Consider the following 26,504-nt stretch of genomic DNA (forward strand, 5'->3'; position numbering starts at 1 on the left):
GATCTCATATCTGTTCTGCTTCCTGTTTCTCGTGATGCGTTTCGTCTGTACGGTTCAGCTCTGGTGGCGCGGTCCCGGAACAGATGTCTGTGATGTCACCGGGTCGTGGCCGGCGAAGACTATGGAGTCGTCTGCGGTGTCGGTGTACCGCCGGGTTCTCGTGTCGAAGGCTGCGGAGATGGCGACGTGGTCGTCACCTCGGGCGAGCAAGGCCGCGAGAAGAATTCGTGCTTGGCTGGGCCGCAAGTTGCCCGACGGAATCGCGCCTGCCTCGACGAGATCGACGCCGCCACCGCCACCGCCGTAGACGGCTCGGACGGGTCCGGCGGACACTCGTGTGGACAGGACAACGGGGATTCCTGCCGCTGTGTGTTCTTCTACCGCGGCTGTGATGTCACTGTTGGCATTGCCGTATCCGGTCGCCTGCAGAATGATTCCCTGCGCTCCTGCGGCTATGTTCGCGTCGATCGCGGCACGGTCGGCTCCGGGGTACAGCGCGACGGTGTCCACCCGTGTGCCGGAGATTGCGACGGGCCACGTCAGGTGGGCGTCGGGGCGCGTGATCTTCTCGTGTACTCGTACGCAGCCATCGACGATGAGTCCTATGGGGCCGTTGTCGACGTCGAAGAAAGCTTGCAGAGCGCTGTTGTGCACTTTCCGTGTTCCGCGGGCAGCGTGGATGACGCCGCCGAAGCACACGAGTACTCCTAAGCCGCGGGGCGATGCCGACGCGGCGACCGAGATCGCGTCCTGCAGGTTTCCGGGACCATCGCCATCGGGGTCGTCGGCGCTCCGTTGGGCACCGGTGAAGACGACGGGTCGGGGATCCTGATGAAACAAGTCCACGACCATCGCTGTCTCTTCCAAAGTGTCGGTGCCGTGGGTGACGACGACTCCGCACGTAGTCGGGTCTGCCAAAGCGTCGTGAACAGCAGAGTTGATCTGGTCCATGTCGGCGAACGTCATCGCGTAGCTGTTGACGGATACGACGTCGACCACCGTGAGCGCCACCCCCTGTGGGGTCGCTGCACGCGCGATCAGGTCGCCACCCGGCACCGTGGCGGTCTTGACTCCCCGGCTGTTCGCGGTGCTGGCGATGGTTCCACCGGTGGTGATCACTACTACTCGTCGCATGTTGCCCAATCGTTTGCGCCAATCGTTTGCGCAAACGTAGCTTATGATCCAGGTCACCGCAATCATTTGCCGGAGATGTATCGCGTGGTGTCACACTTGTCGCACAAGGCTCGCGCGGAAGGACACTCATGGAGGCGGCTCTACCGCATCTGGACGACTCCGGGCGCCCGACCTTGCGCACCATCGCCGATCTCGCGGGTGTGCATGTGTCTACGGTTTCGCGGGTGTTGTCACCTTCGCTCGGTCCGGGCGTTCGATCTGCTTCGACGGCAACCATCGAGAAGATCAGGAAGATCGCTCGTGAGGTCGGGTTCGCGAGGAACCCGCATGCTGCCGGTTTGCGTACGAGCCGGAGCAATCTGGTGGGTGTGCTCGTGCCTCATCTGACCGACATCGTGCTCGCCACGATCTACGAAGGCGTCAGCGACTCCGCGCGCGACGCCGGCTATCAGACCTTCGTCACCAACAGTTACGACGACCCGAAACTGAGGGCCGAAGCCACCGACATGCTTCTTGCGCGACGTGTCGACGGAGTGGTGATCGGCGATGCCGTCGTCGAGGACGACGATGTGCTCTCGTCGCTGGTAACCCGAGATGTGCCGTTCGTACTGGTGAGTCGACGCTCCGGCAACTACCCGAGCGTGACGTGCGACGATGTCGAAGGTGGTCGTCTGGCCGCTCGGCATCTCCTCGAGTTGGGGCACGTCGACGTCGGCATCGTGTCCGGCCGGCCATACTCGAGCACCTCGGTCGACAGAACCCATGGGTTTCGCGACGAGTACCGAGAAGCCGGCCACCCGATCCCCGACGCGCGAGTGGTGAGCAGCTCGTTCGATGTGGCGGGCGGGCGGTCTGCTACCGAAGCTCTACTCGCCGAGTCGAACCCGGCAAGTGCGGTGTTCGCCGTCAACGACTTCGCCGCGATCGGCGCGCTCGGCGCCATTCGTACAGCAGGACTCCGCGTGGGCATCGATGTCGCTGTCATCGGCTACAACGACACCCCGCTCGCAGGGGAATTGCCGATACCGCTCTCGTCCGTGAGATCACCCATGTGGGAGATGGGCTCCACAGCTATGGCACTTCTCATCGACAGATTGAACGGCGTCGACATCGAGTCCGTTCGATTAGCTCCCACGTTAGCAATCCGCGAGAGTTCCGGAACCATTCGGGAAAAAAGCTAGCGCAACGTTTCATCGTCAGTACGGGAGTAATTCCTGCGGCCGTCGTCTCGACTACTGCGTAAGAACGCTGGAGAAGAGGAGGGCACACTCGGGAGTGGGCAAACGCGCATGGGTGCAAGGTCAGTGACCGCGACAGGATCCCCGAGGCGGTGGACGCTGCCCACTTCGCTGTAGTTCGCGCTGACATCGCGAAACGGCCTGGCGTGAGCCTAGGAGCGAGAGAGCGCATCGATGTCGCGGACAGCACCTTTGTCCGCGGACAGTGCGAGCGCGGCGTAGGCACGGAGAGCGACGCTCACCTCGCGCTGCCTGTCGAGGGGCCGGAACCCGTCCAGGGCGGAACGCCGGCGAGCGAGCTCGTCGTCGGCAACGTCCAGTGTGATCGAGCGTCGCGGGATGTCGATGGTGATGCTGTCTCCGTCCTGGACCAGGGCGATCACGCCACCCGCGGCCGCTTCCGGAGACACGTGACCGATCGACAGACCGGACGTTCCGCCGGAAAAGCGGCCGTCGGTGATCAGCGCGCACGACGCTCCGAGACCTCGGCCTTTGAGAAACGCTGTCGGATAGAGCATCTCCTGCATGCCGGGACCTCCGCGTGGACCTTCGTATCGCACCACCAGCACGTCACCGGCGGAGATCCGACCGGACAGGATGGCGTCACAGGCATCCTCCTGCGACTCCACGACCACGGCGGGGCCGGAGAAGGTGAGGATGGAGTCGTCGACGCCGGCGGTCTTCACCACACACCCGTCGGCGGACAGGTTGCCGCGCAGAACCGCCAAGCCGCCGTCGGCCGAGTACCTGTGCTCCACATCGCGGACACATCCGGCGACGGAGTCGAGATCCAGTGTGTCCCAACGTTCGGACTGCGAGAAGGCGGTGGCGGAACGCACGCATCCCGGTGCGGCGTGGAACAATTCGATCGCGGTGTCATCGGCACGTCCGGACCGTACGTCCCATCGGTCGAGCCAGTCGACGAGAGATGCCGAGTGCACCGTGTGCACGTGGTCGTGCAGATGACCCCCTCGCCGGAGCTCCCCCAGAATGGCGGGCACGCCCCCGGCGCGGTGTACGTCCTCGACGAGATAGTGCCCGTTCGGCGCGACCTTGCACAGGCACGGCACCATGCGTGACCGCTTCTCGATGTCGTCGAGGGTGTAGTCGAGTTCGGCCTCACGGGCCGCGGCCAGGAGATGCAGGATCGTGTTCGTCGATCCACCCATCGCGATGTCGAGCGCCATGGCGTTGTCGAATGCAGCGCGTGAGGCGATCTGCCGAGGAAGAACCGACTCGTCGTCGTGGTCGTACCACCGACGGCACAGATCGACCACTGTGCGCCCGGCGTTTTCGTAGAGGTCCCGACGCGCCGTGTGCGTGGCGAGCGTGGTTCCGTTGCCCGGCAGGGCGAGCCCCAGCGCTTCGGTCAGGCAATTCATCGAGTTGGCCGTGAACATGCCCGAGCAGCTCCCGCACGTCGGGCACGCCGCCTCTTCCACACGCGCGAGATCCTCGTCCGAGACGTCACCGGCGGCAGAATCCGACATCGCGGACACCAGGGTGAGTCGGGTACGTACGGTGCCGTCGACAAGCACGGCGGTACCGCCTTCCATCGGCCCACCCGAGACGAACACCACCGGAATATTCAGTCGCAGTGCGGCCATGAGCATTCCGGGCGTGATCTTGTCGCAATTCGAGATGCACACGAGAGCGTCCGCGCAGTGCGCATTCACCATGTACTCGACGGAGTCGGCGATGAGGTCGCGGGAGGGCAGCGAGTAGAGCATCCCGCCATGTCCCATAGCGATGCCGTCGTCGACCGCGATCGTGTTGAACTCGCGCGGTATTCCGCCGGCCGCGGTGATCGCGTCGGAGACGATTCGGCCGACGGGCTGGAGATGGGTGTGGCCGGGAACGAACTCGGTGAAGCTGTTCGCGACGGCGACGATCGGCTTACCGAAATCGTCGCCGTTCACCCCCGCTGCTCGCAGCAGCGCACGGGCCCCAGCCATGTTGCGTCCGTGCGTGACGGTTCTCGATCGAAGTGCAGGCATGTGGACGACAATGCCGGTCGAGGACGTCGGCAGGAAGACAGCTTCGGTACTGGTATCGCCACCACCACCTTCCCGAGTCGGACGCTCGTAGAGTTGCCGTGTGACCACCGACCAGGACTCCGCCGCTCGCCGTGAGCTCGGAGCATTCCTGCGTGCACGCCGCTCGGCACTGCCGCGCTCGCGGCTCGGCTTGCCGCCGATACCGCGGGGTCGATCGACAGGACTACGCAGAGAGGACGTCTCGGCGCTGTCCCACGTCAGCGTCACCTGGTACACCTGGCTCGAACAGGGGCGCGACATCCACCCGTCACGCCAGGTTCTCGATGCCATCGCCACGACGCTGCAGCTCACGCCCGCCGAGCACGACTACCTGCTCGACCTTGCCGGCCACCCGCCCACACCCACTCCGTCGAGCGCGGAAACGACGCCACCGCCCATACAACGCCTGCTCGATGCACTCACCGAGTTCCCGGCATTCGCCCTCCGTCCCGAGTGGACCATCGTCGGGTGGAACCGCGCGTACCGAGCACTGTTCCCACGCATCGAGACAGTGGACGCAGCTGACCGCAATCTGCTGTGGCTGGTCTTCACCGACCCGTACGTGCGTGACCTGCTCCCGCACTGGGAGTCCGACAGCAGGCGCTTCCTCGCAGAATTCCGGGCGGATGGAGGCGCGGCGCTCGGGACACCTGCCTTCATCGAACTGGTCGATCGACTACGCATCACGAGCGAGTCTTTCGCTGCCGGGTGGGACAGCCGCGACATCGAGGGATTCGCCTCGCGTGCGCGGATCTTCCAGCACCCCGTCGTCGGAGAACTGCGCTTCGAGCATCACCAGCTGGCACCGGCGGACCACAAGGAGCTGAACATCGTCGTCTACCTTCCTGCCGACGGCACCGACACCCGCGAGAAGATGCAACAGTTGATCGGTGGCGGGTCGTCTCGTGCTGAGCTGTGAGCGAGTTGCGGTGTTTCCCTGGAGAACGCTCTCGAGTTCGGCGAAGGGGTCCGTGGCCGCGCTGTAGTGGGTGTGTGCACCCCTTCCGGTAACCGCACACCCCCACCCGCCGGCAGCAGAGGGTGCGCGCTCGACGCTGAGGGTGTGCACACCGGTTGCCGCGCCACTATCGGACACGCAGCGACACTGCGCCCAATTCTGCAGCACCGGGTGTGTGCACCCCTTCCGGTAACCGCACACCCCCACCCGCCGGCGGCAGAGGGTGTGCGCTCGACGCTGAGGGTGTGCACACAGGCTGCAGCAGCCGACGCGCTGCACTGCGCTCACCGCTGGGGGTGTGCACACGGCTCGCGGCGACCGCACGTTCGGCCCCGTCGGTAGCCTGGCGAACATGGCGTCACGGTTCTGGTCCCTGCTCGGTCGTTCGGTCGCGAAGGGGCATGCGCGGTCGCAAGGTGCCGTGGAGGCAGCCAGGGCGCTCGAGGACCGCCACCGCGACCTCGACGCGGACGGCCTGCGTGCAGCCGCCGATGACCTACGCCGTGCCGGAACGCTCGACGTTCCCGCGTTCCTCGCTCTCGCCCGCAAGGCATCCGATAGCGCATTGTCCCAGCGGCCCTTCGATACCCAGCTCTACGGAGCCGTTCGGCTGCTGGAGGGTGACGTGGTCGAGATGGCGACGGGCGAGGGTAAGACCCTGTCCGGCGCTATCGCCGCAGCCGCCTATGTCCTGCAGGGCCGGGACGTGCACGTGGTGTCGGTCAACGACTTCCTCGCCCGACGCGATGCGGAGTGGATGGGCCCGCTGTACGACGCTCTCGGTGTCACCGTCGGGTGGATCACGGCGGAGTCGGCGGCGGACGAGCGGCGGGCCGCCTATGCCTGCGACGTCACGTACGCGTCGGTGAACGAGGTCGGGTTCGACGTTCTGCGGGACCACCTCGTCGACGACGCCGACCTGCTGGTCTCCCCCACCGCGGACGTTGCCGTGGTCGACGAGGCGGATTCTGTGCTGGTGGACGAGGCGCTGGTGCCCTTGGTTCTGGCCGGCTCGATCGATCAGGACGTGTCGGCGGACGACGTGCTGGACGCCGTGCGATCCCTCGATGCGGAGACCGACTGGGAGGTCGATGCCGAGCGGCGCAACGTGTTCCTCACCGAGACCGGGGCGGAGAAGATGGAGGCCGCGCTCGGCGACATCGACCTCTACAGCGAGGAGCACGTCGGCACCACGTTGGTGCGCGTCAATCTCACACTGCACGCAGAAGTGTTGGTGCGCAGGGATGTCGACTACATCGTCCGCGACGGGCGGGTGCAGCTGGTCAACGCGTCGCGTGGCCGCGTCGCCGAGCTGCAGCGCTGGCCCGACGGCCTGCAGGCTGCCGTCGAGGCCAAGGAAGGCCTGGAGCGCACACAGACTGGCCAGGTACTCGACACCGTCACGGTGCAGGCGCTGATGGGTCGGTACAAACGTGTGTGCGGCATGACCGGCACGGCTCTCGCTGCGGGAGAACAACTTCGGACGTTCTACGGCCTGGGTGTGTCGGTGGTGGAGCCGAACGAGCCGCTGGTGCGTGTCGACGAGGTCGATCGCGTCTACGCCACGGCGCCGGAGAAGACGGCCGCAGTCGTGGCCGCGGTGGTCGAGGCCCATGCCACCGGTCAGCCGGTCCTGGTCGGCACTCACGATGTCGAGGAGTCGGAGGATCTCGCTGCGCGACTCGAGGACGAGGGTGTCCCGGTGGTCGCCCTCAACGCGAAGAACGACGCTGAGGAAGCCGAGATCATCGCTCGCGCAGGACTTCGCGGCGCTGTGACCGTCTCGACCCAGATCGCCGGCCGCGGCACCGACATCAGACTCGGAGACGGCGTGACCGATCTCGGCGGTCTGCTTGTCGTCGGAACCGGGAGGTACGTCACCGAGCGCCTCGACAACCAACTTCGCGGACGCGCCGGGCGCCAGGGTGATCCGGGCCGTTCGGTGTTCTTCGCCAGTTGGGACGACTCCCTGGTGACTCGCTATCTGGAGAAGAGCGATCGTCCCGGACACCCCGACGACACGGGCTTCATCGAGTCCGAGGTCGCGGCCAAGCGCATCGATCACGCACAGCGTGTCGCCGAAGGCGCGATGCTCGACACCCACGCGTCCACGTGGCGGTACAACCAGCTGACCGCGCAGCACCGGGACATCCTCGATGCCCGACGCGCGACGCTGCTGTCCACCGACGAGGCGTGGACCCTGCTGGCCGATCGCAACCCGGACCGTGCCGCGGAACTCGAGGAGACCGTAGACGCCACGGCACTTACCAGTGCGGCCCGACGCATCGTGCTGCACCACCTGGACCGCGCCTGGTCGGACTACCTCGCTCACCTCGGTGATGTCCGCGAGAGCATCCACCTCCGGGCCCTCGGACGCGAGAATCCACTCGACGAGTACCACCGCATCGCGATCGACGCGTTCGCCGAGGTGCAGTCACGTGCACTGGAGGAGTCGGATCGCACGTTCCTGACCTCGGAGATCACCGAGGACGGCATCGACCTCGAATCCGCCGGACTGGTTCGCCCGTCGTCGACCTGGACGTACGTGCGGGAATCTCACCGCCCCCTCGCGTTCTGACGGACCATTGCGAGTGATCACTCTCTAAGTTACGGTGAGCCCATCGCACAGTGATGGAGGTCACATGAACGAGTCGCACTTCGATGTGGTGATCAGCGGCGGGACCGTCTTCGACGGTGACGGCGGTCCCGGTGTCCGCCGCGATGTCGGCATCGTCGACGGCGTGGTCCGCGCCGTCTCCTCGGACGCGCTGGCCGTCGGGCCGGACACCGAGGTCATCGACGCCACCGGCCAGTGGGTCATGCCTGGCTTCGTCGACGTGCACACCCACTACGACGCCGAGGTGCTGGTGGGCCCCGGACTGGTGGAATCGGTCCGCCACGGCGTGACGACGGTTCTGCTGGGGAACTGCTCGCTGTCCACGCTGTACTCGACGCCGGTGGACATCGCGGACCTGTTCAGCCGCGTCGAAGCACTGCCGCGCGATCACGTGCTCAAAGCTGTGGACACGCACAAGACGTGGGACGGTCCCGAGGAGTACATCGCCGCGCTCGAGCGGCTCCCACTCGGTCCGAACATCGCGTCGCTGGTGGGACATTCGGATCTCCGCGCCCACGTCATGGGGCTGGATCGGTCGACCGACCGCTCCCAGAAGCCGACGCGCGAAGAGACCGCGCAGATGTCCGACGCTCTCGAGAAGGCGCTCGACGCCGGAATGCTCGGTATGTCCACGATGACCAATCCGTGGGACAAACTGGACGGCGACCGCTACCGGTCACGTTCCCTGCCGTCGTCCTACGCATCCTGGTCGGAGTTCCGGCGCCTGCACAAGATCCTGCGGCGGCGCGGCCGGCTGCTGCAGAGCATTCCGAATCTGAACACGAAGTACGACATGGTCTTCTTCCTCGGTGCGGCCACCGGGATCGGACGTCGCGCGCTGAAGGTGTCGCTGCTCGCCGCGGCCGACGCCAAGGCCTCACCCTGGATCCACCACATCTTCGGTCCCCTCGCCGCGATAGTGAACGGCCCCGGCAAGGGTCAATTCCGGTGGCAGCACCTGCCCACGACGTTCGACGTCTACTCCGACGGAATCGACCTGGTCGTCTTCGAGGAATTCGGTTCCGGCAGAGCAGCTCTGCACCTGCGTGAGGAACTGGGCCGTAACGAGCTGCTGAAGGACGAGGCGTATCGACGCTGGTTCCGCGCCGATTTCGAGAAGAAGTTCTCCTCCCGTGTGTGGCACCGGGACTTCGGCGACGTCATCATCACCGAGTGCCCCGACGCGTCCGTGATCGGGAAGAACGTCGCGGAGTTGGCGCGGGAGCAGGGAATCCACGTAGTCGACGCGTTCCTCGACCTGGTCGTCGAGCACGGCCGGACGCTGCGCTGGCACACCACGATCGCCAACCACCGCCGTAAGCAGATGGACAAGCTCATCACGAAGCCCGGTGTGACGGTGGGGTTCTCCGATGCCGGGGCACACCTGCGCAACATGGCGTTCTACAACTTCGGGATCCGCCTGCTCCGTCGGGTGCACGACGCACACGAGTCGTTCCTGACCGTCGGCCAGGCGGCGCACAAGCTGAGCGGCGAACTGGCCGATTTCTACGGCGTCGACACCGGGCACCTGCGCCTCGGTGACCGTGCGGACATCGTCGTGGTGAACCCGGCGGGACTGACGGACGAGGTCGACGCCTACAACGAGGAGTCGATGCCCGAGTTCGGTGGGCTGAGCCGGATGGTCAACCGCAACGACGACGCCGTCACGGCGACGCTCATCGGAGGCCGAGTGGTCTACCGCGAGGGTCGCTTCGCATCGTGGTTCGGGGTGTCCGAGCGCGCCGGCCGATTCCTGCGAGCGGGCGTGAGGACACCTGCGGCCACTACCGTGTCCGTGTGAGACGAACGCAGGAGCAGCGCCGGACCGACACCATCGCGAAACTTCTCGACGCCACCATCTCCTCGCTGGCCGAGAGAGGTTATGCCGCAACGACGGTGAACGAAGTCGTCACCCGTGCGGGTGTGTCGTCCGGTGCTCTGTTCCGGCATTTCCCGACCAGGCTCGACCTGGTGGTCGCCGCCGCGGACGAGGTGCGGAGGCGCCAGTTCGAGGAGTTCCGCGGAGGTCTCGCGAGCTTCGGTTCGGCGTCGGTGGAGCACTGCCTGACGTTGCTGCGCGCGGCGTGCCGCGCCCCGATCAACGGCGCCTGGTACGAGCTCCTCATCGCCGCTCGCAGCGACGAGGAGCTGCGGGCGAGACTCGTCCCGTTCACGATCCGCTACCACCGGGAGATCACTGCGCTCGGCCGGACGTTGCCGATCGCCGGGACGATTCCCGCCGCCGAACTCGATACAGTCCTCTTCACGGTGGTACACCTCCTGGACGGAGAAGCGCTCTCGGCCGTGGTCCATCCGCAGCCGGAGCAGGAGGAGATGCGCCTGCATCTCGTCGCTCGACTTCTCCGCGGAGAGTCTCTCTACAGCAGAAGCGAGGCAGGATGACCGAACCGCACAGCAGGTGGACAGCTCGATCCGACGGGGCCGCCCTCGCGGTGTACGAGTACGGGAATCCCGACGCGGACACGACCGTGCTCCTGGTCCACGGCTACCCGAACAACCACACGATGTTCGACGCCATGATCGACGCGATCGGTGATCGCGCCAGGGTCATCTCGTACGACACGCGCGGCGGCGGGCACACCGTCGTCGAGCACCCCGAGAAGTCGTCGTCGTTCGCAATCGAGCGTCTCGCGGACGACACGTACGCGGTGATCGACTCGATCCCCGACCTGCGTGGGCCGATCCATGCGTTCGCGCACGACTGGGGTTCGGTTCAGATGTGGGAGCCGCTGCGGGATCCTCGTGCCACCGATATCTTCGGCTCGTTCACCTCGGTGTCGGGCCCGAGCATCGACCACCTGCGGGAGACCTCGAGGCGGCGAGGGCTGCGTCCGACGCAATGGCCGTCCGTGCTCGGGCAGCTCGGGCGGTCCTGGTACATCTGGGGCTTCCACATTCCCGTCGTCGGAAAGTACGTGCCCGATCTGTTCGTGGAGGCCGGACCCGCGGATCCGGCACCCCCGGCGGATCCGATCGACATGCAACGTGGAGTGGAGCTGTACCGCGCCAACATCATTCGGCGCATGCTCTCCGGACCACCAGCGAGATGCGAGGTTCCCACACTCGTGGTCGTGCCGCTGAAGGACCGATTCCTGTCCGCCGATCTGGTCGAGGACGTCGATCGGTGGATCCCGGACCTCACCGTCCTCGAGGTCGACGCGAAGCACTGGTGGCCGTGGACGCACGCGTCCGATGCTGCCGACGTGCTGCTCGACCACGCGCAGCGCGTCTGACGTAGGCGGGTGTGGGAACGGTCTTCCCGGCACGTTCCCACACCCGGGTCTATCCCCCTGGTCGGTCAGGCAGTCAGGCGCAACCCTGTTTCCGGATGGAACAGGTACGCCGTGCCCTCCTGCTTGGTCAGCGTGATCGTCTCGCCGATCTTCGCAGGAGCCCTCCGAGGTGAGCGTGCCACGATCGTGGCCGGAGTGCCGTCCGAGGAGCGAATTCGTGTGTCGCCGAAGCTGGCGTACAGGTAACTCTCGTTGCCCAGTTCCTCGACCAGATCCACCGTGACCACCAGTCCGTCGTCGTCCGCTGATCCGATGGCGAGCTGCTCGGGGCGCAGACCCAGCGTGACCTCGTCGAGGCCGGCCGCCGCGATGGCCGTGAGCTGGTCGCGTTCGAGGGCGATGGTGCGGTCCCCGACCTTCAGTCCGCCTGTCGCGACGGGCACCGTGAACAGATTCATCGCAGGCGAGCCGATGAAGCCGGCGACGAAGGCGTTGATCGGGTGGTCGTACAGCTCCGTGGGCGAGGCGAACTGCTGCAGCTTCCCGTCTTTGAGAATCGCCACCCGGTCACCCATCGTCATCGCCTCCACCTGGTCGTGGGTGACGTAGACGGTGGTGGTGCCGAGTCGACGCTGGAGTGCCGCGATCTGGGTGCGCGTCTGCACGCGCAGCTTGGCGTCGAGGTTGGACAGCGGCTCGTCCATGCAGAACACCTGCGGCTCGCGCACGATGGCGCGTCCCATGGCCACGCGCTGGCGTTGACCACCGGAGAGCTTGCCGGGCTTGCGGTCCAGGTATTCGGTGAGGTCGAGCAGATCGGCAGCGTCCTTGACGCGCTTCGTGCGCTCCTCGAGGCTCACGCCGCGCATCTTGAGGGCGAAGCCCATGTTCTCGCCGACGGTCTTGTTGGGGTAGAGCGCGTAGTTCTGGAACACCATCGCGATGTCGCGGTCCTTGGACGGCACCCCGACCATGTTCTTCCCCCCGATCTCGATGGCGCCACCGTCGATCTCCTCGAGGCCGGCCAGCATCCGCAGCGCGGTCGACTTGCCGGAGCCGGACGGTCCGACCAGGACGATGAACTCACCGTCCTGGATGTCGAGGTCGAGGGAGTCCACCGCCAACTTGTCGGCGCCGTCGTAGATGCACGATGCTTGCTTGTACGAGATTGCAGCCATGGTTCTTCTCCTACTTGATTGCGCCGAAGGACAATCCGCGCACAAGCTTGTTCTGCGCGAACCATCCGGCGAGGACGACGGGGAGGGCTGCGAACGTCGCAGCGGCGGACAGCTGGGCCCAGTACAGGCCCTGGCCGGTGATGAAGCCGACGAGGTAGACCGGGATGGTCTGTGCCTGGACGGCGGTGAGGTTGACGGCGAAGAAGAACTCGTTCCACGAGAAGATCACGCAGATGAGCGACGTCGCTGCGATTCCGGGAGAGACCAGGGGCAGGATGACCTCCCGCACCGACGTCCACAGCGAGGCACCGTCCATGCTCGCGGCCTCGAGCAGTTCGCTCGGCACCTCGAGGAAGAACGAGCGCATCATCCACACCGCGATCGGGAGGTTCATCGCCGTGTACAGGATGATCAGGGCCCAGATGTTGTCCAGCAGACCGATGTCGCCGACAATCACGTAGAGCGGAACGATGGCCGCGACGACGGGGAGCATCTTGGTGGAGATGAAGAAGAACAGCACGTCCTGCGTCTTCTTCACCGGCCGCAGCGACAACGCGAACGCGGCCGGAACTCCCAGCAGCAGAACGAGAGCCGTCGAGACGATGGTGGCGAAGGCCGAGTTGAGCAACGTGGTGCCGATGCCGCTGTCGAGAACTCCGCGGTACTGGTCGAGCGTCGGGGTGAAGAAGATCTTCGGTGTGGCGGTGTAGGCGTCGGCCTCCTGCTTGAACCCGGTGATCACCATCCACAGGACAGGGAAGAAGAATGCGATACCGGCGACCCAGGCGACGAAGGACCAGATCGAGCCCGTGCCCCACCGAGCCTTCCGGGTGACGGGCGCTTTCTCCACGGTTCCGGTAGTCATCACGCCGCCTCCTCGTTCCCACTGAAGCTCTTGAAGATCAGTCGCAGCGCCAGGGTGCTGACGATGATGGTGGCCACCACGGTGACGACGCCCATGGCCGCGGCCTGGCCGATGTCGAAGCCGAGGAAGGCTCGTTGGTAGATGTAGAAGGGCAGGTTCGACGACGCCACGCCGGGTCCGCCGGAGGTCATCATGTAGACCGCGTCGAAGGTGTTGATCAGGTAGATCGCGCCCAGGACGGCACCCAGTTCGATGAATCGACGCAGGTGTGGCAACGTCAGCTCGCGGAAGAGTGCGAACGGGCCGGCGCCGTCGACACGGGCAGCCTCGGCGATGTCCTTCGGCATCGACTGCAGGCCGGCGAGTATCAGCAGCATCATGAACGGGGTCCACTGCCACACCAGGTTCGTCATGACGGCCGCCAGGGGGAAGCGGGAGACCCAGTCGATCTGGTCCACCCCGAACGGACTCAGGGCGAAGTTGATGAGGCCGAAGACGGGATCGAACATCGTGGTCTTCCAGATCAGCGCGCCGGCGACCGGGGTGATGAGGAACGGCGTGATCAGCAGGGTGCGGACCAGGCTGCGGCCGATGAACTTCCGGTCGAGCAGCAGTGCCAGCAGCAGACCCAGCACCACCGAGATGATGACCGTGCCGACGATCATGATCACCGTGTTGAGGGCGACCTGACGGAACTGGCTGTCGCGGAACACGTCGACGTAGTTGTTCAGCCAGTTGAACTCTCGGGAGCCCGGTCGCACCAGGTTCCACGACTGCGTCGAGTAGTACAGCGTGAAGAGGAACGGAATCTGCGTGACGACGATGGCGAACACCATGGCCGGGAGCAGTGGTCCACGGCGGCGCCATCCCTCCGCCTTGCTGATCGTCCGTTCACGCCGGACGACCGGCGTGGACTCCGTCCGGGGCGAACCGACATCGGTAGCGGTCATCACTCGTCCTCCTGGTAGGTCTTACCGACCACTTCGGCGTACTGCTGCGCCTGGGCGAGTGCGTCCTGGACACTGATCTGTCCGGCGATCGCGGCGCTGATCTGTTGACTGACACGGGTTCCCAGGTCCTGGAACTCGGGAATGGTGAGGAACTGCACCCCGGTGTACGGCACGGGGTCGACCGTGGGCTTGTTCGGGTCGGCGCCGTTGATCGAGTCGAGCGTCACCTGACCGAACGCGGCCGACGCCTTCTCGTACTCGGGGATCTCGTAGGTGGACAACCGACTTCCCGGCGGGACGCGCTCCCATCCGAGTTCGTTGCCGACCTTGTTCAGGTACTCCTTGTTCGTCATCCAGGACACGAACTTCCAGGCGTCGTCGGGATTCTCGGAGGTCTTCGGGATACCGAGCGCCCACGAGTAGAGCCATCCGTTGTCACCCTTGGCCGCGGACGGCGCCTTGGCGTACCCGATCTTGCCGACGACGGTGCTCGACGTGGGATCCTCGAGCACGGACACTGCCGAGGTGGCGTCGTACCACATTGCCGTGTTGCCCTGCGCCAGTTGCGTTCCGCACTCACTGAACCCACTGGTCGCCGCGCCTGCCTGCCCGTGGGTGCGGACCAGGTCGACGTAGAACTGCACCGCTTCCTCGACCTGCGGACTGGTCAGCTGCGCGTTCCAGTTCTCGTCGTACCAGCGGCCACCGAAAGCGTTGATGACGGTGTCCAGAGGGGCCAGGACCTCGCCCCAGCCGGGCTTGCCGCGGAGGCAGATACCGGAGACACCGGGCGTGTCGAGCTTCGCGGCGGCGTCGGCGACCTGCTGCCAGGTGGGCTCCTCCGGCATCGTGATGCCGGCCGCCTCCATCAGATCCTTGCGGTACATCAGGAACGACGACTCACCGTAGAACGGCACCGAATACATGCTGCCCTCGTAGGAAAGGGACTCCTTCAGGGACGGGATGAAGTCGGCCTCGTCGTATCCCGGTGTGTCCTGCGCGTACTCGGAGAGGTTGGTCAACCAGCCGTTCTCGGCCCATTGCGGGGTCTCGTAGTTGCTGATCATGACCACGTCGAACTCACCGCCGCCGGTGGCCACCGAGGCCGTGATCTTGGCGCGCGCCTCGTTCTCCGACAGGGAGACGAACTTCAGGTCGATGCCGGGGTTGTCCGCTTCGAATTCCGGCGCCAGAGAGATGGCGTCGGACATCTGCGAGTTGGACACGATGGCGACGGTGATCGTCTTTCCCCCACCGTCGCCCCCGAACGAGCCCGCCCCTGCGCATCCCGTCGCCACCAGTGCGGTGGTGGCGACAAGCGCGACGAGTGGTGTCAATCGTGACGTCACGTCGGTACTACCTCGATTCCTGTGGAGTGTGCGTGCTAGCCGAGTAGGTAGGCGGCGCACGCGATGTCGGTCACCAGCACGGTGGCGAGACGGCCGCGCAGAGCGGCCCGGACGGCGGCGTGTTTGCGTGCTCCGCCGGAGATCAGAAGGGTGTTGGCGCACCGCCGGATGTCGTCGAGCGGAACCGACATGGTGCGTGCACCGAGGCTGCCCTCGATGTCCGCGCCGTTCTCGTCGAAGAATCGTCCGCCGATCTCGCCGACGGCCCCGAGGTGATCGAGTTCGGTCAACTCGGCCTGCTCGAGAAAACTGCCCTCGAACAGAGTGGTCGACGTGGACACCGGCCCCAGTCCGAAGAACATCAGATCTGCCGAACGCCCCGCCTCGAGGGCGCGGGACATGATCGAGTCGTTCTGCAGGGCAACCACTGTCGCCGGATCTGCGTAGAGCGGGGCGTTGAGACGCATCGTGGCAGCCTGGAGCTGCTCCGCGCATCGACCGAGAACGAAGTCCACACCGGTCTGGTATTCCGCGGCGCTCATCGATCCGTCGAGTTGGACCACCAGCGAGCACCGGCTTCCCCGCGAGGACAGCGCCTGAGCCACCGCCACGGTTTCCGGGCCCCAGGTGAACCCGACGGTGTGGTCGGGCTGCACCCGTCGGGTGAGCACGCCGGCGGCTGCGCGACCCACCGCGTCGTACCGTCCGCCGCCGTCGTCGATGTTCGACGTGACCACCAGCGCCTCGTCCAGCCCGTACTTCTCCTCGAGCCGGCGCTCGAGGTCGGTGTGCACGGACCCGCTGATCTCCTCGGGTACGTGGATCTCGATGCGGACCAACCCGTTGGCGCGAGCCTTGGCGACCAGGCGACCCGCCGTGGGGCGCGAGACTCCGAGCTTGGCCGCGATCTGCGCCTGGGTAGCACCGTCGAGGTGGTACATCGTTGCCGCGCGCAGGGCGAGCCGGAGCTCGTCGCTGGCATTCGGCGTAGTCACGTCGTCGTCTCCCCGGTGAGGGTGAGCATTTGCTCACCTGTTGTTCATCTGCTCACATAAGCTAACATTCAGGTGTGATCCACACAACAGTCAGTTCCATGAGTGCCGCAGTTCTCACCGAGCCGGGACGCATCGTCACCGAGAATCGGCCCGTTCCGACGCCCCGATCCGGCGACGTCCTGGTCCGCGTGTCCGCGGTCGGAGTCTGCGGATCGGACACTCACTACTACCGCGAGGGACGCATCGGCGACTTCGTCGTGTCCTCGCCGCTGGTGCTCGGCCACGAGGCGTCGGGCGTGATCGTCGCGGTGGGTGAGGGTGTGTCCGAGAAGAGGATCGGTTCACGGGTGTCCGTCGAGCCGCAGCGTCCGGATCCGGACAGTCGCGAGAGCAGATCAGGCCACTACAACCTGTGTCCCCACATGGAGTTCTACGCGACACCGCCCGTCGACGGCGCGCTGAGCGAGTACGTGAGCATCGGCAGCACCTTCGCCCACGATGTACCGGACTCGGTCTCCGACGACGCCGCCGCTCTGTTCGAGCCGCTGTCCGTGGCGATAGCGACGGCACGGAAGGCCGGCATCACCGGGGGATCGCGCGTGCTGATCGCCGGCGCGGGTCCCGTCGGACTTCTCACCGCCCAGGTCTCGCGAGCGTTCGGAGCGACCGACATCATCGTGTCCGACATCTCGCCGAGCCGACGCGAGAGTGCCGCGCGCTACGGTGCGACGCGGGTCCTGGACCCCACCACCGAATCGGTGCACGACCTCGACCTGGACGCGTTCATCGACGCCTCCGGTGCGCCTCGGGCCGTGCAGGACGGCATGCGCGCCGTGCGTCCCGCGGGCAGAGTGGTCCTCGTGGGGATGGGCGGCGACGAGTATCCGATACCCGTCTCGGTGATCCAGAATCGAGAACTCTGGGTCACCGGCGTCTTCCGATACGCCGATACCTGGCCCACCGCACTGGAACTCGTGCGCACAGGGCGCGTCGACCTGGACAGCATGGTCACCGCGCACTTCGACCTCGCGCACGTCGAGGATGCTCTGAACCACGACCGCACCGACGGCAGCATCAAGGCTGTCGTCACCGTGACCCCCAGTCAGGAGACACTGTCGTGAAGTTGTCCACCGCCACGCTCGACCAGCTCCCGAGCGACGTCGATGCGCCGTCCTACGACCGTTCCGCGATCACCACCGGCATCGTGCATGTCGGGGTCGGCGGGTTCCATCGGGCGCATCAGGCGATGTACGTGGACCGCTTGCTGCGCACCGACTTCGAGTCGGCCGCGCGGTGGGGGATCTGCGGAGTCGGCGTGCTCCCCGGCGATCGTCGGATGAAGGACGTCATGGACGCCCAGGACTGCCTGTACACGCTGGCGCTGCGACATTCCGACGGCTCGTGGGACACCTCCGTCATCGGATCCATCACCGAGTACCTGTTCGCGCCGGACGATCCCGAGGCCGTGATCGAGAAGCTCGCCCACGAGGACACCCGCATCGTCTCGCTCACCGTCACCGAGGGGGGTTACAACTTCTCGGCGACCACGGGCGAGTTCGACGCCGAGAACCCCGCTGTGAGAGCAGATCTGGAACCCGGGTCCGTACCGACGACGACGTTCGGGCTGGTGTGCGAGGCGCTCTCGCGGCGCAAGGACCGTGGTCTCGCACCGTTCACGATCATGTCGTGCGACAACATCGAGGGCAACGGGCACATCGCCCGCTCGACGTTCACCGCGTTCGCCGCACTGAAGGACCCCGACCTGGCGCACTGGATCACCGAGAACGCGCAGTTTCCCAACTCGATGGTCGACCGCATCACGCCCGTGACGACGCCCGACGTCGTGGAGCAGTTGGCGTCGCGCTACGGCATCGACGATCAGTGGCCCGTCGCGGCGGAGCCGTTCACGCAGTGGGCGCTGGAAGATCGGTTCACGCTGGGTCGACCCCGATTCGAGGATGTCGGCGTCCAGGTGGTCGACGACGTCACCCCGTACGAGCTGATGAAGCTCCGGTTGCTCAACGCCAGCCACCAAGCGCTCTGCTACGTCGGCTATCTCAGCGGATACCGCTTGGTCCACGACGTGGCGCAGGACCCTCTCTTCGCCGACTTCCTGCTGCGCTACATGGACGAGGAAGCAACGCCCACGCTGCAGCCGGTTCCCGGCATCGACCTCGCCGACTACAAGAAGACGCTGATCGAGAGGTTCTCCAACCCCGAGATCCGCGACACCGTCGCCCGACTGTGCGCGGAATCGTCGGACCGCATTCCGAAGTGGCTGGTGCCGGTGATCCGGATCAATCTCGAATCCGGCGGCCCCGTTGCCCTGTCGGCGGCGGTCGTCGCGAGTTGGGCACGGTACGCCGAGGGTGTCGACGAGCAGGGCGAGCCCATCGAGATCGTCGACAGGTTGAAGGACACTCTGACCCCGCTGGCTCGCCGGCAGGGCGAGGACCGCACCGCGTTCGTGCAGAATCGCGAGCTGTTCGGCGACCTCGTGGACGACGAGCGCTTCGTCGAGGCCTACGTGTCGGCGCTGGACTCTCTGCACACTCGGGGCGCGCGGGCGACGGTGCAGGACCTGCTCGCCTGACGGCCTGGCATCAGCGGAACGAGGCCGTCCCGACGGTCCAGGCATGTGCCCGCTCGCTCAGGGTGAAGCCCAGCCCCGGTCGATCGGACAGGTGCATCCGGCCGTCGCGAGTCTCGAGGTGCTCCTCGAACAGCGGATCCAACCAGTCGAAGTGCTCCACCCAGGTCTGCAGCGGGTAGACCGCCGCCAGATGCAGGTGAATCTCCATCGCGAAATGGGGAGCCATCTGCAATCCGTGGTGCTCCGCCAGACCCGCGAGCTTCAGGAACTGGGTGATGCCGCCGATGCGCGGAGCATCGGGTTGGATGATGTCGACGGACCCGGCCTCGATCAGGCGGACGTGCTCGCCGACACTGGCCAGCATCTCACCGGTGGCGATGGACGTGTCGAAGGTGCGCGCCAGCATCGCGTGTCCCTCGGCGTCGTAGGCGTCGAGCGGCTCCTCGATCCACACCAGATCGAACTGCTCGAGGATGCGGCACATGCGAGTCGCGGTCGGACGATCCCACTGCTGGTTCGCGTCGACCATCAGCGGCACGTCGTCGCCGAGATGTTCGCGCACCGCCGTCACGCGGGCGATGTCCTGGCGCCAATCCGGCTGACCCACCTTGAGTTTGATGCCTCCGATCCCGGCCGCGAGTGACGCCGTGGCGTTGTCGAGCACCTCACCGATCGGAGTGTGGAGAAATCCGCCGGACGTGTTGTATGTCTGGACGGAATCACGGGTGGACCCGATCAGCTTGGCCAACGGGAGCCCCGCACGCTTGGCCTTGAGGTCCCACAGCGCGATATCGATGGCGGCGATCGCCTGTGTCGCAACACCACTGCGGCCCACGGAGGCGCCAGCCCACACCAGCGACGTCCAGATCTTGCCGATGTCACTGGGGTCCTGTCCGATCAGGACGGGCGCGATCTCCTTCGCGTGCGCGAACTGCGCCGGACCACCGGCGCGCTTGGAGTAGCTGAACCCGATTCCTGAGTGTCCCTGCTCCGTTCGGATCTCGACGAAGAGGAACACCACCTCCGTCATCGGCTTCTGTCGGCCCGTCAGGACTTTGGCGTCACTGATCGGCGCGGACAGCGGAAGCACGATCGAGCGCAGAGTCACGTCCTCGATGCGATCGATCGTCGCCGCACCGGCCGCGAGAGCACGCAGTGCCGCATCGGGCGCGGTGAGTCCGCTGGTCGGCCTGGTGGGAGTGCGGTCGGAGATCTCTCGCGTATCGGTCACTGTGGGCTCCTCCGTCGAGTGTGTGGTCGCGCTCACACGGTAAGCCTATGGCCGATGCACGTCCAGGTCCTTTCATGCATCCTTCGATGCCCTCGAGGTATCGGTCTCGGGGGGCCGGTATCGCACCGAATCGGTATCGGTCGATGCCGAAACAGCATGCGCCCGTGATAGTCCGGTCATCGGAAGGCGACGACTCGACATCGGCGCAGGTGGGCGACGTGCGCATCCGACGCCAGGGGTCGAGAACGGCTCCATAACGGTCTCGGTACGCCGTTGACGATGCGCATCGCCGCTCCTACGTTGTGTCCACCGTCACAACATCTCCGGAGGTCGACATGAGCCCTGCACCACGGAACCGAACCTCGGCGGTGGTCGCCGGCGCGCTCACCCTCGCCCTCGCCGCGTCGGGCTGCTCCGTCGCGAACACCGACCGCAGCTCGTCGACCGACCCCGACACCCTGCGCATCGTCCTGAGTCAGGAGCCCCCCACGCTCGAGGCGTGCGATGTCTCCCAGACGTCGATCGGTGTGGTCACCCGCTCGAACATCACCGAGCCGTTGATGGAGCGCAACCCCACCACCGGTGGACTCGAACCCAAACTCGCCGACACGTGGGAGCAGAACTCCGACCGCGAGTGGACCTTCCGGTTGCATCCCGGCGTGACGTTCAGTGACGGCCGACCCTTCGAAGCCGCGGATGCCGCTCACTCGATCGAGCGCACCGTGAACTCCGACATCGGCTGCAACGTCGAGGGATACGTCTTCGGAGACGCCGATCTGACCGTGACCGTCATCGATCCCCTCACTCTCACGGTGGCGGCACCGGCTCCCGATCCGATTCTTCCGCTACGCATCTCCTTCGTCGAGATGGTTCCGCGGACGGCGAGCTTCACCGAGCGCGAGCGTGAGCCCGTCGGCACCGGCCCCTTCGCGCTGGACACCTGGGAGTACGGCCAGCGACTGACCCTGGTGCGCAACGATCGGTACTGGGGACCGCGTCCGGACTTCGCGAGAGCCGTCTACCAGTGGCGCAGCGAAGGAAGCATCCGAGCGTCGATGGTGTCCGGCGACGAGGCCGACATCGCCACCGGTATCGGGCCCGAGGACGGGGCAGGCGACCTGGGAGTGGCCTACCCGAACAACGAGACCACGGCGGTTCGGATCCAGGTCGAGGAACCGCCGCTCGACGACATCCGGGTTCGGCAGGCGATCAACTACTCGATCAATCGCAACGGAATCGTGCATGCGCTCTTCCGCGATCTGGGCCGGCCTGCCGCACAGTTGGTCTCACCGGGAGTCGTCGGCTACAACGACGAACTCGAAGCATGGCCGTACGACACCGACAAGGCGCGCGCGTTGCTCGACGAGGCCCGGGCGGACGGTGTACCGGTGGATGCGAAGATTCGGTTGATCGGTCGCACCGGCCAGTTCCCCAAGGTGAACGAGACACTCGAGGTCGTGCAGAATGCGCTGTCCGAACTGGGCATGAACATCTCGATCGAGATGATGGACTCGGCAGGCACGTCGCAGTACCAGGAGCGGCCCTTCCCTGCCGACTCCGGTCCGTACCTGCTGGTGATCCAGCACGGCAACCAGGCAGGTGACTCCGCGTTCACCGTCGACCAGTACTTCACCAGCGACGGATTCCAAAGTGCCTACGGGACACCGGAGTTCGATGCCGAGATCGCCGCGGCGAACCAGCGCACCGGCGACGCTCGTCAGGACGCCTACGCCCAATTGTTCGCGGACGAGCCGACGAAGATCATGCAGATGGCCTACATCGCTCACATGGAGGGCGTCCTGGCGAAGTCGGACCGCGTCGACTACACACCCGACTCGGCGACCGTCGACGAGATGCACCTGGCCGCCATGACGCACGCACAGGAGGGAGCGTCGGCGTCGGGTCGATGACTTACCTGACGCCCTCGGTCAGGTCACGCACCTCGGCGTAGCGCGACCTGACCGACGGTGTCGGATCGGCCTCGAACCGAGGGATGTCCGACGCAGCCCAGAGCGGCGGCTCGGCAGCACCCGAGAGCACCCACGCGGCCTGCCGCGCGGCACCGTCCGCCACGTACTCGCCGGCCGGCGGAACGTCGACAGGCATTCCGAAGATCGCCGGAGCGAGAACGCGCACCGCCTCGGACTTGGCACCTCCCCCGACGAGCAACACTCTCGAGACCGACGCCCCCTGCTCGATCAGGTGATCGATACCGTCGGCCAGGCTGCACAGGAGTCCCTCGACCGCAGCGCGGGCGAGATGCCCGGGCGTCGAATTGTGCAGTCGCAGTCCGTGGATCGCGCCGCTCGCGTCCGGCCGGTTCGGTGTCCGTTCCCCTTCCAGGTACGGCACCATGACGAGGCCGTCGCTCTCCGTGGACAACGCGAGCCGCGACAGTTCGTCGTGGTCGACGCCGAGCAGACGCGCGGCGGCGTCCAACACGCGCGCCGCATTCAGTGTGCAGACCAACGGCAGTTGGCGCCCGGTGGCGTCGGCGAAGCCCGCGACCAGTCCCGACGGGTCGCGTGGGGCCACCGTGGAGACGGCGGACACCACCCCGGACGTCCCCACGGACACCACCAGATCGCCTTCGCCGGCACCCAGAGCCAGTGCGGCAGCGGCGTTGTCGCCCGTTCCGGGCCCGATCGCCGCGCCGGACGACGTGGTCCCGATCCGGGCGGACGGTTGCATCACCGTCGGCACGTGGGGGTCACGCCCGCGCAGCGCCAGGCCGAGCAGGTCGACGCGGTACTCGTCGGTCGCGGCCGAGAAGTAGCCGGTGCCGCTGGCGTCGCCCCGGTCGGTCGCGAGAGCGTCGAGGCCGCGAGCTCCACCGAGGCGCCACGACAACCAGTCGTGCGGAAGGCAGACGGCTGCAGTGCGATTCGCATTGTCCGGCTCGTGGTCGGCCAACCAGCGCAGTTTCGATGCGGTGATTGCCGCGACCGGGACGACGCCGACGGCATCTGCCCACGCCTGGCCGCCACCCAGCTCGTCGACCAGGTCGCGAGCGGACCGTGCGGACCGAGTGTCGTTCCACAGCAAAGCCGGTCGGACCACACCGCCGTCCTCGTCCAGGCAGATCATGCCGTGCTGTTGGGCTCCGACGGAGACCGCGTCGACCCCGTCCATCCCGCCGGCATCCGCGAGCGCCGCGTCCAGCGCGTCGGACCATCGCTGCGGATCGATCTCCGTCCCGTCGGGGTGGGCAGCGCGCCCCTGGCGCACCAGCTCGCCCGAATCGGCATCTCGAACAACGATCTTGCACGACTGGGTGGACGAATCGACACCCATCACCAACGCCACTGTCGCCGTCCTTCACGGTAGGGAACGTTCACGCTACCGTGAGGCCATGGCCGCCCACGAGGAACCGCGCGAATCGGACGATGCGCAGTTCCGCCTCGACGTGATGCGTGCAGCGCTCGACCTGTTCGAGAGCAAGGGGTACGAGGCGACCACCGTCGACCAGATCGCGGAGAGCGCCGGCTTGTCGCGGCGCACGTTCTTCCGCCAGTTCCGGTCGAAGGAGGACGTGGTCTTCGTCGACCACGACGCAACCCTCGCCCACGTGCAGGACTTCCTGGGGACGACCGACCTCGACCCGCACGACGCCGTGTGCGAGGCCGCCGCGCGCGTGTTCGCCCGGTTCGCGGGCACACCCGACACCACTCGCCGGCGCTATCGCGTCCTGCAGACGGTGCCCGCGCTGCGCGAGCGCGAACTGGTCATGGTGCTGCGGTACGAACGCGTCTTCGTCGACACACTGCGCCGCGGGGCACCCGGGGAGGATCCGCTCTCCCTGGTGCAGTTCGCCGCAGCGGTCACCGCGACGCACAACTACCTGCTGCGCACATGGCTGCGCGACGGGGCACGACTCGAGGTCGAGGACGTGCGGCGCGCCCTCGGGGCGGTGAAGCGGCGGTTCGTCACCGACACCGCGGGTGACCGGCCCACCGCACTCGTGTTGCCGCCGGGGACGTCGGTCGCCGACGTCACGACCCTGCTCGCACAGCACTTCGGGGACGGTCTCACCACCACCCCGTGACCTCGCCGAGCGTGCTGTCGATCACCGGCACGAGCGACCGGACGTACGTCGCCGACAGGTGGTGGGAATCGTGGTAGACCAGCACGTTTCCCTCGACGACGCGACACACGTCGGGACCGCAGACCGCATCGGAGAAGTCGACGGGAACCACCGAGGGGAACGGCAGCGACGCGGCGCGGGCCGGATCGATCTCGGACAGGACCTCACTGCGCGGCAGTCCGCAGGACTCGCTGTCGCCGCCGTCGGCAAGGCAGTCCGCAGCGCGATACGGGACGCCCTCCCTGCTGAGCCACGGAGTGTCCCGCACGGCCACGACGGGAAGAGCGAGCGCGGAGAAGCGTGCCCAGACGTCGAGGTACGCGTCGGGCGTGACGTCGCCGAACTCCGTGGGGCTCGGCCGCGTCGAGGTGGTGAACACCCAGTCGGGGCGGTCCGACGCGAGGATGTCGAGCACGTCCGAGGACCAGTCCCGGCAGTCCGGGTAGGGCAGATCCACCAGGAGCGGCTCGCCGATGTCGAGCGGGCACCCCATCTTGAGGTAGGTCACCACGGCGAACCCGCGGTCCCGGCCGATCCGGTCGAGGGCGGGGAGCCAGTGCTCGGCGTGCGATCCGCCGGCCAGGGCAAGGGTGCGCGTCGCGTCGGGATCTCCGTACACGCACGAGGTCACCTCGCGCTGCGTCATGTCCGCGATGCAGCCGTCCAGCGTCGACTGCGGCAGGTCCAGGTCCGCATCGAGCACGGCGGGTCGCATCGGTGCGTCCGGCACGGGCACACCGTCGACGAGTGCGAGCGCCCCCGGGTAGCGATCGTCGGAGCTCACGTCGGCGGTCGGCTGGGCCGTCGCTCGATCGAGGTAGCCCTGCCAGGTCGCGCTCGCGGCGGCGAGGCCGATCGCTCCGACGGTCACCAGGGCGGTGAGGACGCCGCGGCCCGCGCCCCGACGGTGCACCGGCTCCTCCACCCACGAGCGCGTGGCGACGGCCAGGGCGATCGAGACGACCACCACGGCGGATCCCGTCACCACGGTCACCGAGTGCCCGGTACCGAGCACCGCGATGAGGATCGGCCAGTGCCACAGGTACAGCGGGTAGGCGATGGAGCCGAGGAACTGCAGTGGGCGGGATTCGAGAGCGCGGGTCACGGCCGGTGCTCGGGACTCGGGAGCACCCGCACCGGCGACCACCAGCAGCATCGCGGACCCGACGGGCACCAGCGCGGCAGGTCCGGGGAACTGCGCCGCACCGTCGACGAGGAACCCACAGCCCACCAGTGCGGCGAGTCCGACGACGGCGGCCGCGGCACGTAGCGCGGCCGGCAGCACCACTCGACCGATCACCAGCCCGCCGATCGCACCGACCGCGAGTTCCCACGTCCGCGCCCCGGTGTCGTAGTAGGCCCACCCCTGGTGGGTGCGGCCGATGTCGGCCGCATAGGCGAACGACACCGCGGCGGCGACCGCGAGCACCGACACCAGCACCGGTGTGGTCAGATCCCGACGACCACACCGTCGGCACGCCGCGGCGACGAGGAACACCACGGCCGTGACACCGACGTAGAACTGCACCTGCACGGACATCGACCACAGGTGCTGGAGCGGACTGACCGACAGATCGGCCGCCGCGTAGTCGGACGCGGTCCGCGCGAGCTCCCAGTTCTGGACGTACGCCAGCGACGCGAGGAGCTGCCGCGTCGTCGCGTCCCACATCGTGAAGGGTCGGTCCCACAGGGTCCAGAGGGCCACCGCGCCGAACACCACCACCGCCGCGGGGTACAGGCGTCGGGCGGTGCGGACGACGAGGGGCCGCAGGACCGGACCGTCGGCTCGCTCGACGCGGCGCAGCACCATCGACGTGAAGAAGAAGCCGGACAGGACGAGGAAGACGTCGACACCGCCCGAGACCCTGCCGAACCAGATGTGGAAGACGACCACGAGGGCGATCGCCAGCCCGCGGAGACCGTCCAGATCGACGCGGTGGCCCGGCCTGCGCGCGCCGACTGCCCGGGCACCCGGCGCACGGGTCGTCGCCTGGTGGTGCACGACCACCAGAATAAGGGACG

General features: G+C 66.8%; 20 protein-coding genes and 1 pseudogene. 11 read left to right on the top strand and 10 right to left on the bottom strand.

Annotated elements, in window-relative coordinates:
- Nucleotides 1–54 precede the first annotated feature (54 nt).
- Nucleotides 55–1,134, bottom strand: coding sequence for an asparaginase (locus AC0IX4_RS07855; RefSeq protein WP_471828618.1), 1,080 nt, complete (start codon nt 1,132–1,134; stop codon nt 55–57).
- Between the two features lie 128 nt (nt 1,135–1,262).
- Between AC0IX4_RS07855 and AC0IX4_RS07860 the strand changes: the two are divergent.
- A pseudogene (locus AC0IX4_RS07860) lies at nt 1,263–1,445 on the top strand (LacI family DNA-binding transcriptional regulator); the annotation flags it as partial.
- Nucleotides 1,446–1,508: 63 nt separating this feature from the next.
- Nucleotides 1,509–2,315 carry a substrate-binding domain-containing protein gene (locus AC0IX4_RS07865; RefSeq protein ID WP_471828813.1) on the top strand — a complete coding sequence of 269 codons (807 nt, stop codon included), beginning with the start codon at nt 1,509–1,511 and terminating at the stop codon, nt 2,313–2,315.
- Between the two features lie 209 nt (nt 2,316–2,524).
- On the opposite strand, the gene ilvD is transcribed toward AC0IX4_RS07865, so the two are convergent.
- Nucleotides 2,525–4,369: a dihydroxy-acid dehydratase gene (gene ilvD, locus AC0IX4_RS07870; RefSeq protein ID WP_471828619.1), complete on the bottom strand. Its 1,845-nt coding sequence runs from the start codon at nt 4,367–4,369 to the stop codon at nt 2,525–2,527.
- 100 nt (nt 4,370–4,469) lie between these two features.
- Here ilvD and AC0IX4_RS07875 point away from each other — a divergent pair, with 100 nt between their 5' ends.
- The 5 genes from AC0IX4_RS07875 (at nt 4,470) to AC0IX4_RS07895 (ending at nt 11,237) form a co-directional block, all read left to right on the top strand.
- On the top strand, nt 4,470–5,327 hold the full coding sequence (locus tag AC0IX4_RS07875) for a helix-turn-helix transcriptional regulator (protein WP_471828620.1): 858 nt from the start codon (nt 4,470–4,472) through the stop codon (nt 5,325–5,327).
- A 391-nt stretch (nt 5,328–5,718) separates the two neighbouring features.
- Complete coding sequence (gene secA2, locus AC0IX4_RS07880; RefSeq protein ID WP_471828621.1) at nt 5,719–7,944, top strand: accessory Sec system translocase SecA2; 2,226 nt, start codon at nt 5,719–5,721, stop codon at nt 7,942–7,944.
- Between the two features lie 64 nt (nt 7,945–8,008).
- A complete protein-coding gene (locus AC0IX4_RS07885) occupies nt 8,009–9,784 on the top strand; it encodes an N-acyl-D-amino-acid deacylase family protein (RefSeq protein ID WP_042576196.1) in 1,776 nt (591 codons plus the stop codon).
- Nucleotides 9,781–10,386 carry a TetR/AcrR family transcriptional regulator gene (locus tag AC0IX4_RS07890; protein WP_471828622.1) on the top strand — a complete coding sequence of 202 codons (606 nt, stop codon included), beginning with the start codon at nt 9,781–9,783 and terminating at the stop codon, nt 10,384–10,386. Before AC0IX4_RS07885 ends, AC0IX4_RS07890 begins: the two co-directional genes overlap by 4 nt.
- Nucleotides 10,383–11,237 (top strand): alpha/beta fold hydrolase, encoded by an 855-nt coding sequence (locus AC0IX4_RS07895; protein ID WP_471828623.1) that lies wholly within the window; start codon nt 10,383–10,385, stop codon nt 11,235–11,237. The genes AC0IX4_RS07890 and AC0IX4_RS07895 overlap by 4 nt, the downstream gene beginning before the upstream one ends.
- A gap of 65 nt (nt 11,238–11,302) precedes the next feature.
- On the opposite strand, the gene AC0IX4_RS07900 is transcribed toward AC0IX4_RS07895, so the two are convergent.
- The 5 genes from AC0IX4_RS07900 to AC0IX4_RS07920 are packed head-to-tail and all read right to left on the bottom strand — an operon-like array spanning nt 11,303 to nt 16,574.
- On the bottom strand, nt 11,303–12,415 hold the full coding sequence (locus tag AC0IX4_RS07900; RefSeq protein WP_471828624.1) for an ABC transporter ATP-binding protein: 1,113 nt from the start codon (nt 12,413–12,415) through the stop codon (nt 11,303–11,305).
- A gap of 10 nt (nt 12,416–12,425) precedes the next feature.
- Nucleotides 12,426–13,280, bottom strand: a complete 855-nt coding sequence (locus AC0IX4_RS07905) for a carbohydrate ABC transporter permease (RefSeq protein WP_042576200.1) — start codon at nt 13,278–13,280, stop codon at nt 12,426–12,428.
- Nucleotides 13,280–14,230, bottom strand: coding sequence for a carbohydrate ABC transporter permease (locus tag AC0IX4_RS07910; protein WP_471828625.1), 951 nt, complete (start codon nt 14,228–14,230; stop codon nt 13,280–13,282). The genes AC0IX4_RS07905 and AC0IX4_RS07910 overlap by 1 nt, the downstream gene beginning before the upstream one ends.
- On the bottom strand, nt 14,230–15,579 hold the full coding sequence (locus tag AC0IX4_RS07915; RefSeq protein ID WP_042576202.1) for an ABC transporter substrate-binding protein: 1,350 nt from the start codon (nt 15,577–15,579) through the stop codon (nt 14,230–14,232). The genes AC0IX4_RS07910 and AC0IX4_RS07915 overlap by 1 nt, the downstream gene beginning before the upstream one ends.
- Nucleotides 15,580–15,614: 35 nt before the next feature.
- Nucleotides 15,615–16,574: a sugar-binding transcriptional regulator gene (locus tag AC0IX4_RS07920; RefSeq protein ID WP_056074051.1), complete on the bottom strand. Its 960-nt coding sequence runs from the start codon at nt 16,572–16,574 to the stop codon at nt 15,615–15,617.
- A 98-nt stretch (nt 16,575–16,672) separates the two neighbouring features.
- Here AC0IX4_RS07920 and AC0IX4_RS07925 point away from each other — a divergent pair, with 98 nt between their 5' ends.
- Both AC0IX4_RS07925 and AC0IX4_RS07930 read left to right on the top strand, forming a co-directional pair.
- The gene (locus tag AC0IX4_RS07925) at nt 16,673–17,695 is read left to right on the top strand and encodes an NAD(P)-dependent alcohol dehydrogenase (RefSeq protein ID WP_471828627.1); all 1,023 of its coding nucleotides are present in this window, start codon (nt 16,673–16,675) and stop codon (nt 17,693–17,695) included.
- Nucleotides 17,692–19,167 carry a mannitol dehydrogenase family protein gene (locus AC0IX4_RS07930; protein ID WP_471828628.1) on the top strand — a complete coding sequence of 492 codons (1,476 nt, stop codon included), beginning with the start codon at nt 17,692–17,694 and terminating at the stop codon, nt 19,165–19,167. Before AC0IX4_RS07925 ends, AC0IX4_RS07930 begins: the two co-directional genes overlap by 4 nt.
- A gap of 10 nt (nt 19,168–19,177) precedes the next feature.
- Here AC0IX4_RS07930 and AC0IX4_RS07935 read toward each other — a convergent pair whose 3' ends face one another.
- On the bottom strand, nt 19,178–20,323 hold the full coding sequence (locus AC0IX4_RS07935) for an L-talarate/galactarate dehydratase (protein ID WP_471828814.1): 1,146 nt from the start codon (nt 20,321–20,323) through the stop codon (nt 19,178–19,180).
- 410 nt (nt 20,324–20,733) lie between these two features.
- On the opposite strand from AC0IX4_RS07935, the gene AC0IX4_RS07940 reads away from it, so the two are divergent.
- Nucleotides 20,734–22,308 (top strand): ABC transporter substrate-binding protein, encoded by a 1,575-nt coding sequence (locus AC0IX4_RS07940; protein ID WP_471828629.1) that lies wholly within the window; start codon nt 20,734–20,736, stop codon nt 22,306–22,308.
- Nucleotide 22,309: 1 nt separating this feature from the next.
- Here AC0IX4_RS07940 and AC0IX4_RS07945 read toward each other — a convergent pair whose 3' ends face one another.
- Nucleotides 22,310–23,704 carry an FGGY family carbohydrate kinase gene (locus AC0IX4_RS07945; protein ID WP_471828630.1) on the bottom strand — a complete coding sequence of 465 codons (1,395 nt, stop codon included), beginning with the start codon at nt 23,702–23,704 and terminating at the stop codon, nt 22,310–22,312.
- 46 nt (nt 23,705–23,750) lie between these two features.
- Here AC0IX4_RS07945 and AC0IX4_RS07950 point away from each other — a divergent pair, with 46 nt between their 5' ends.
- Nucleotides 23,751–24,443, top strand: a complete 693-nt coding sequence (locus tag AC0IX4_RS07950) for a TetR family transcriptional regulator (RefSeq protein WP_042576208.1) — start codon at nt 23,751–23,753, stop codon at nt 24,441–24,443.
- On the opposite strand, the gene AC0IX4_RS07955 is transcribed toward AC0IX4_RS07950, so the two are convergent.
- Entirely contained in the window at nt 24,427–26,484 is a 2,058-nt protein-coding gene (locus tag AC0IX4_RS07955; RefSeq protein WP_471828631.1) for an acyltransferase family protein, read from the bottom strand. The genes AC0IX4_RS07950 and AC0IX4_RS07955 overlap by 17 nt on opposite strands.
- Nucleotides 26,485–26,504: the final 20 nt, after the last annotated feature.

This window comes from Rhodococcus sp. AC861, from assembly GCF_979256035.1.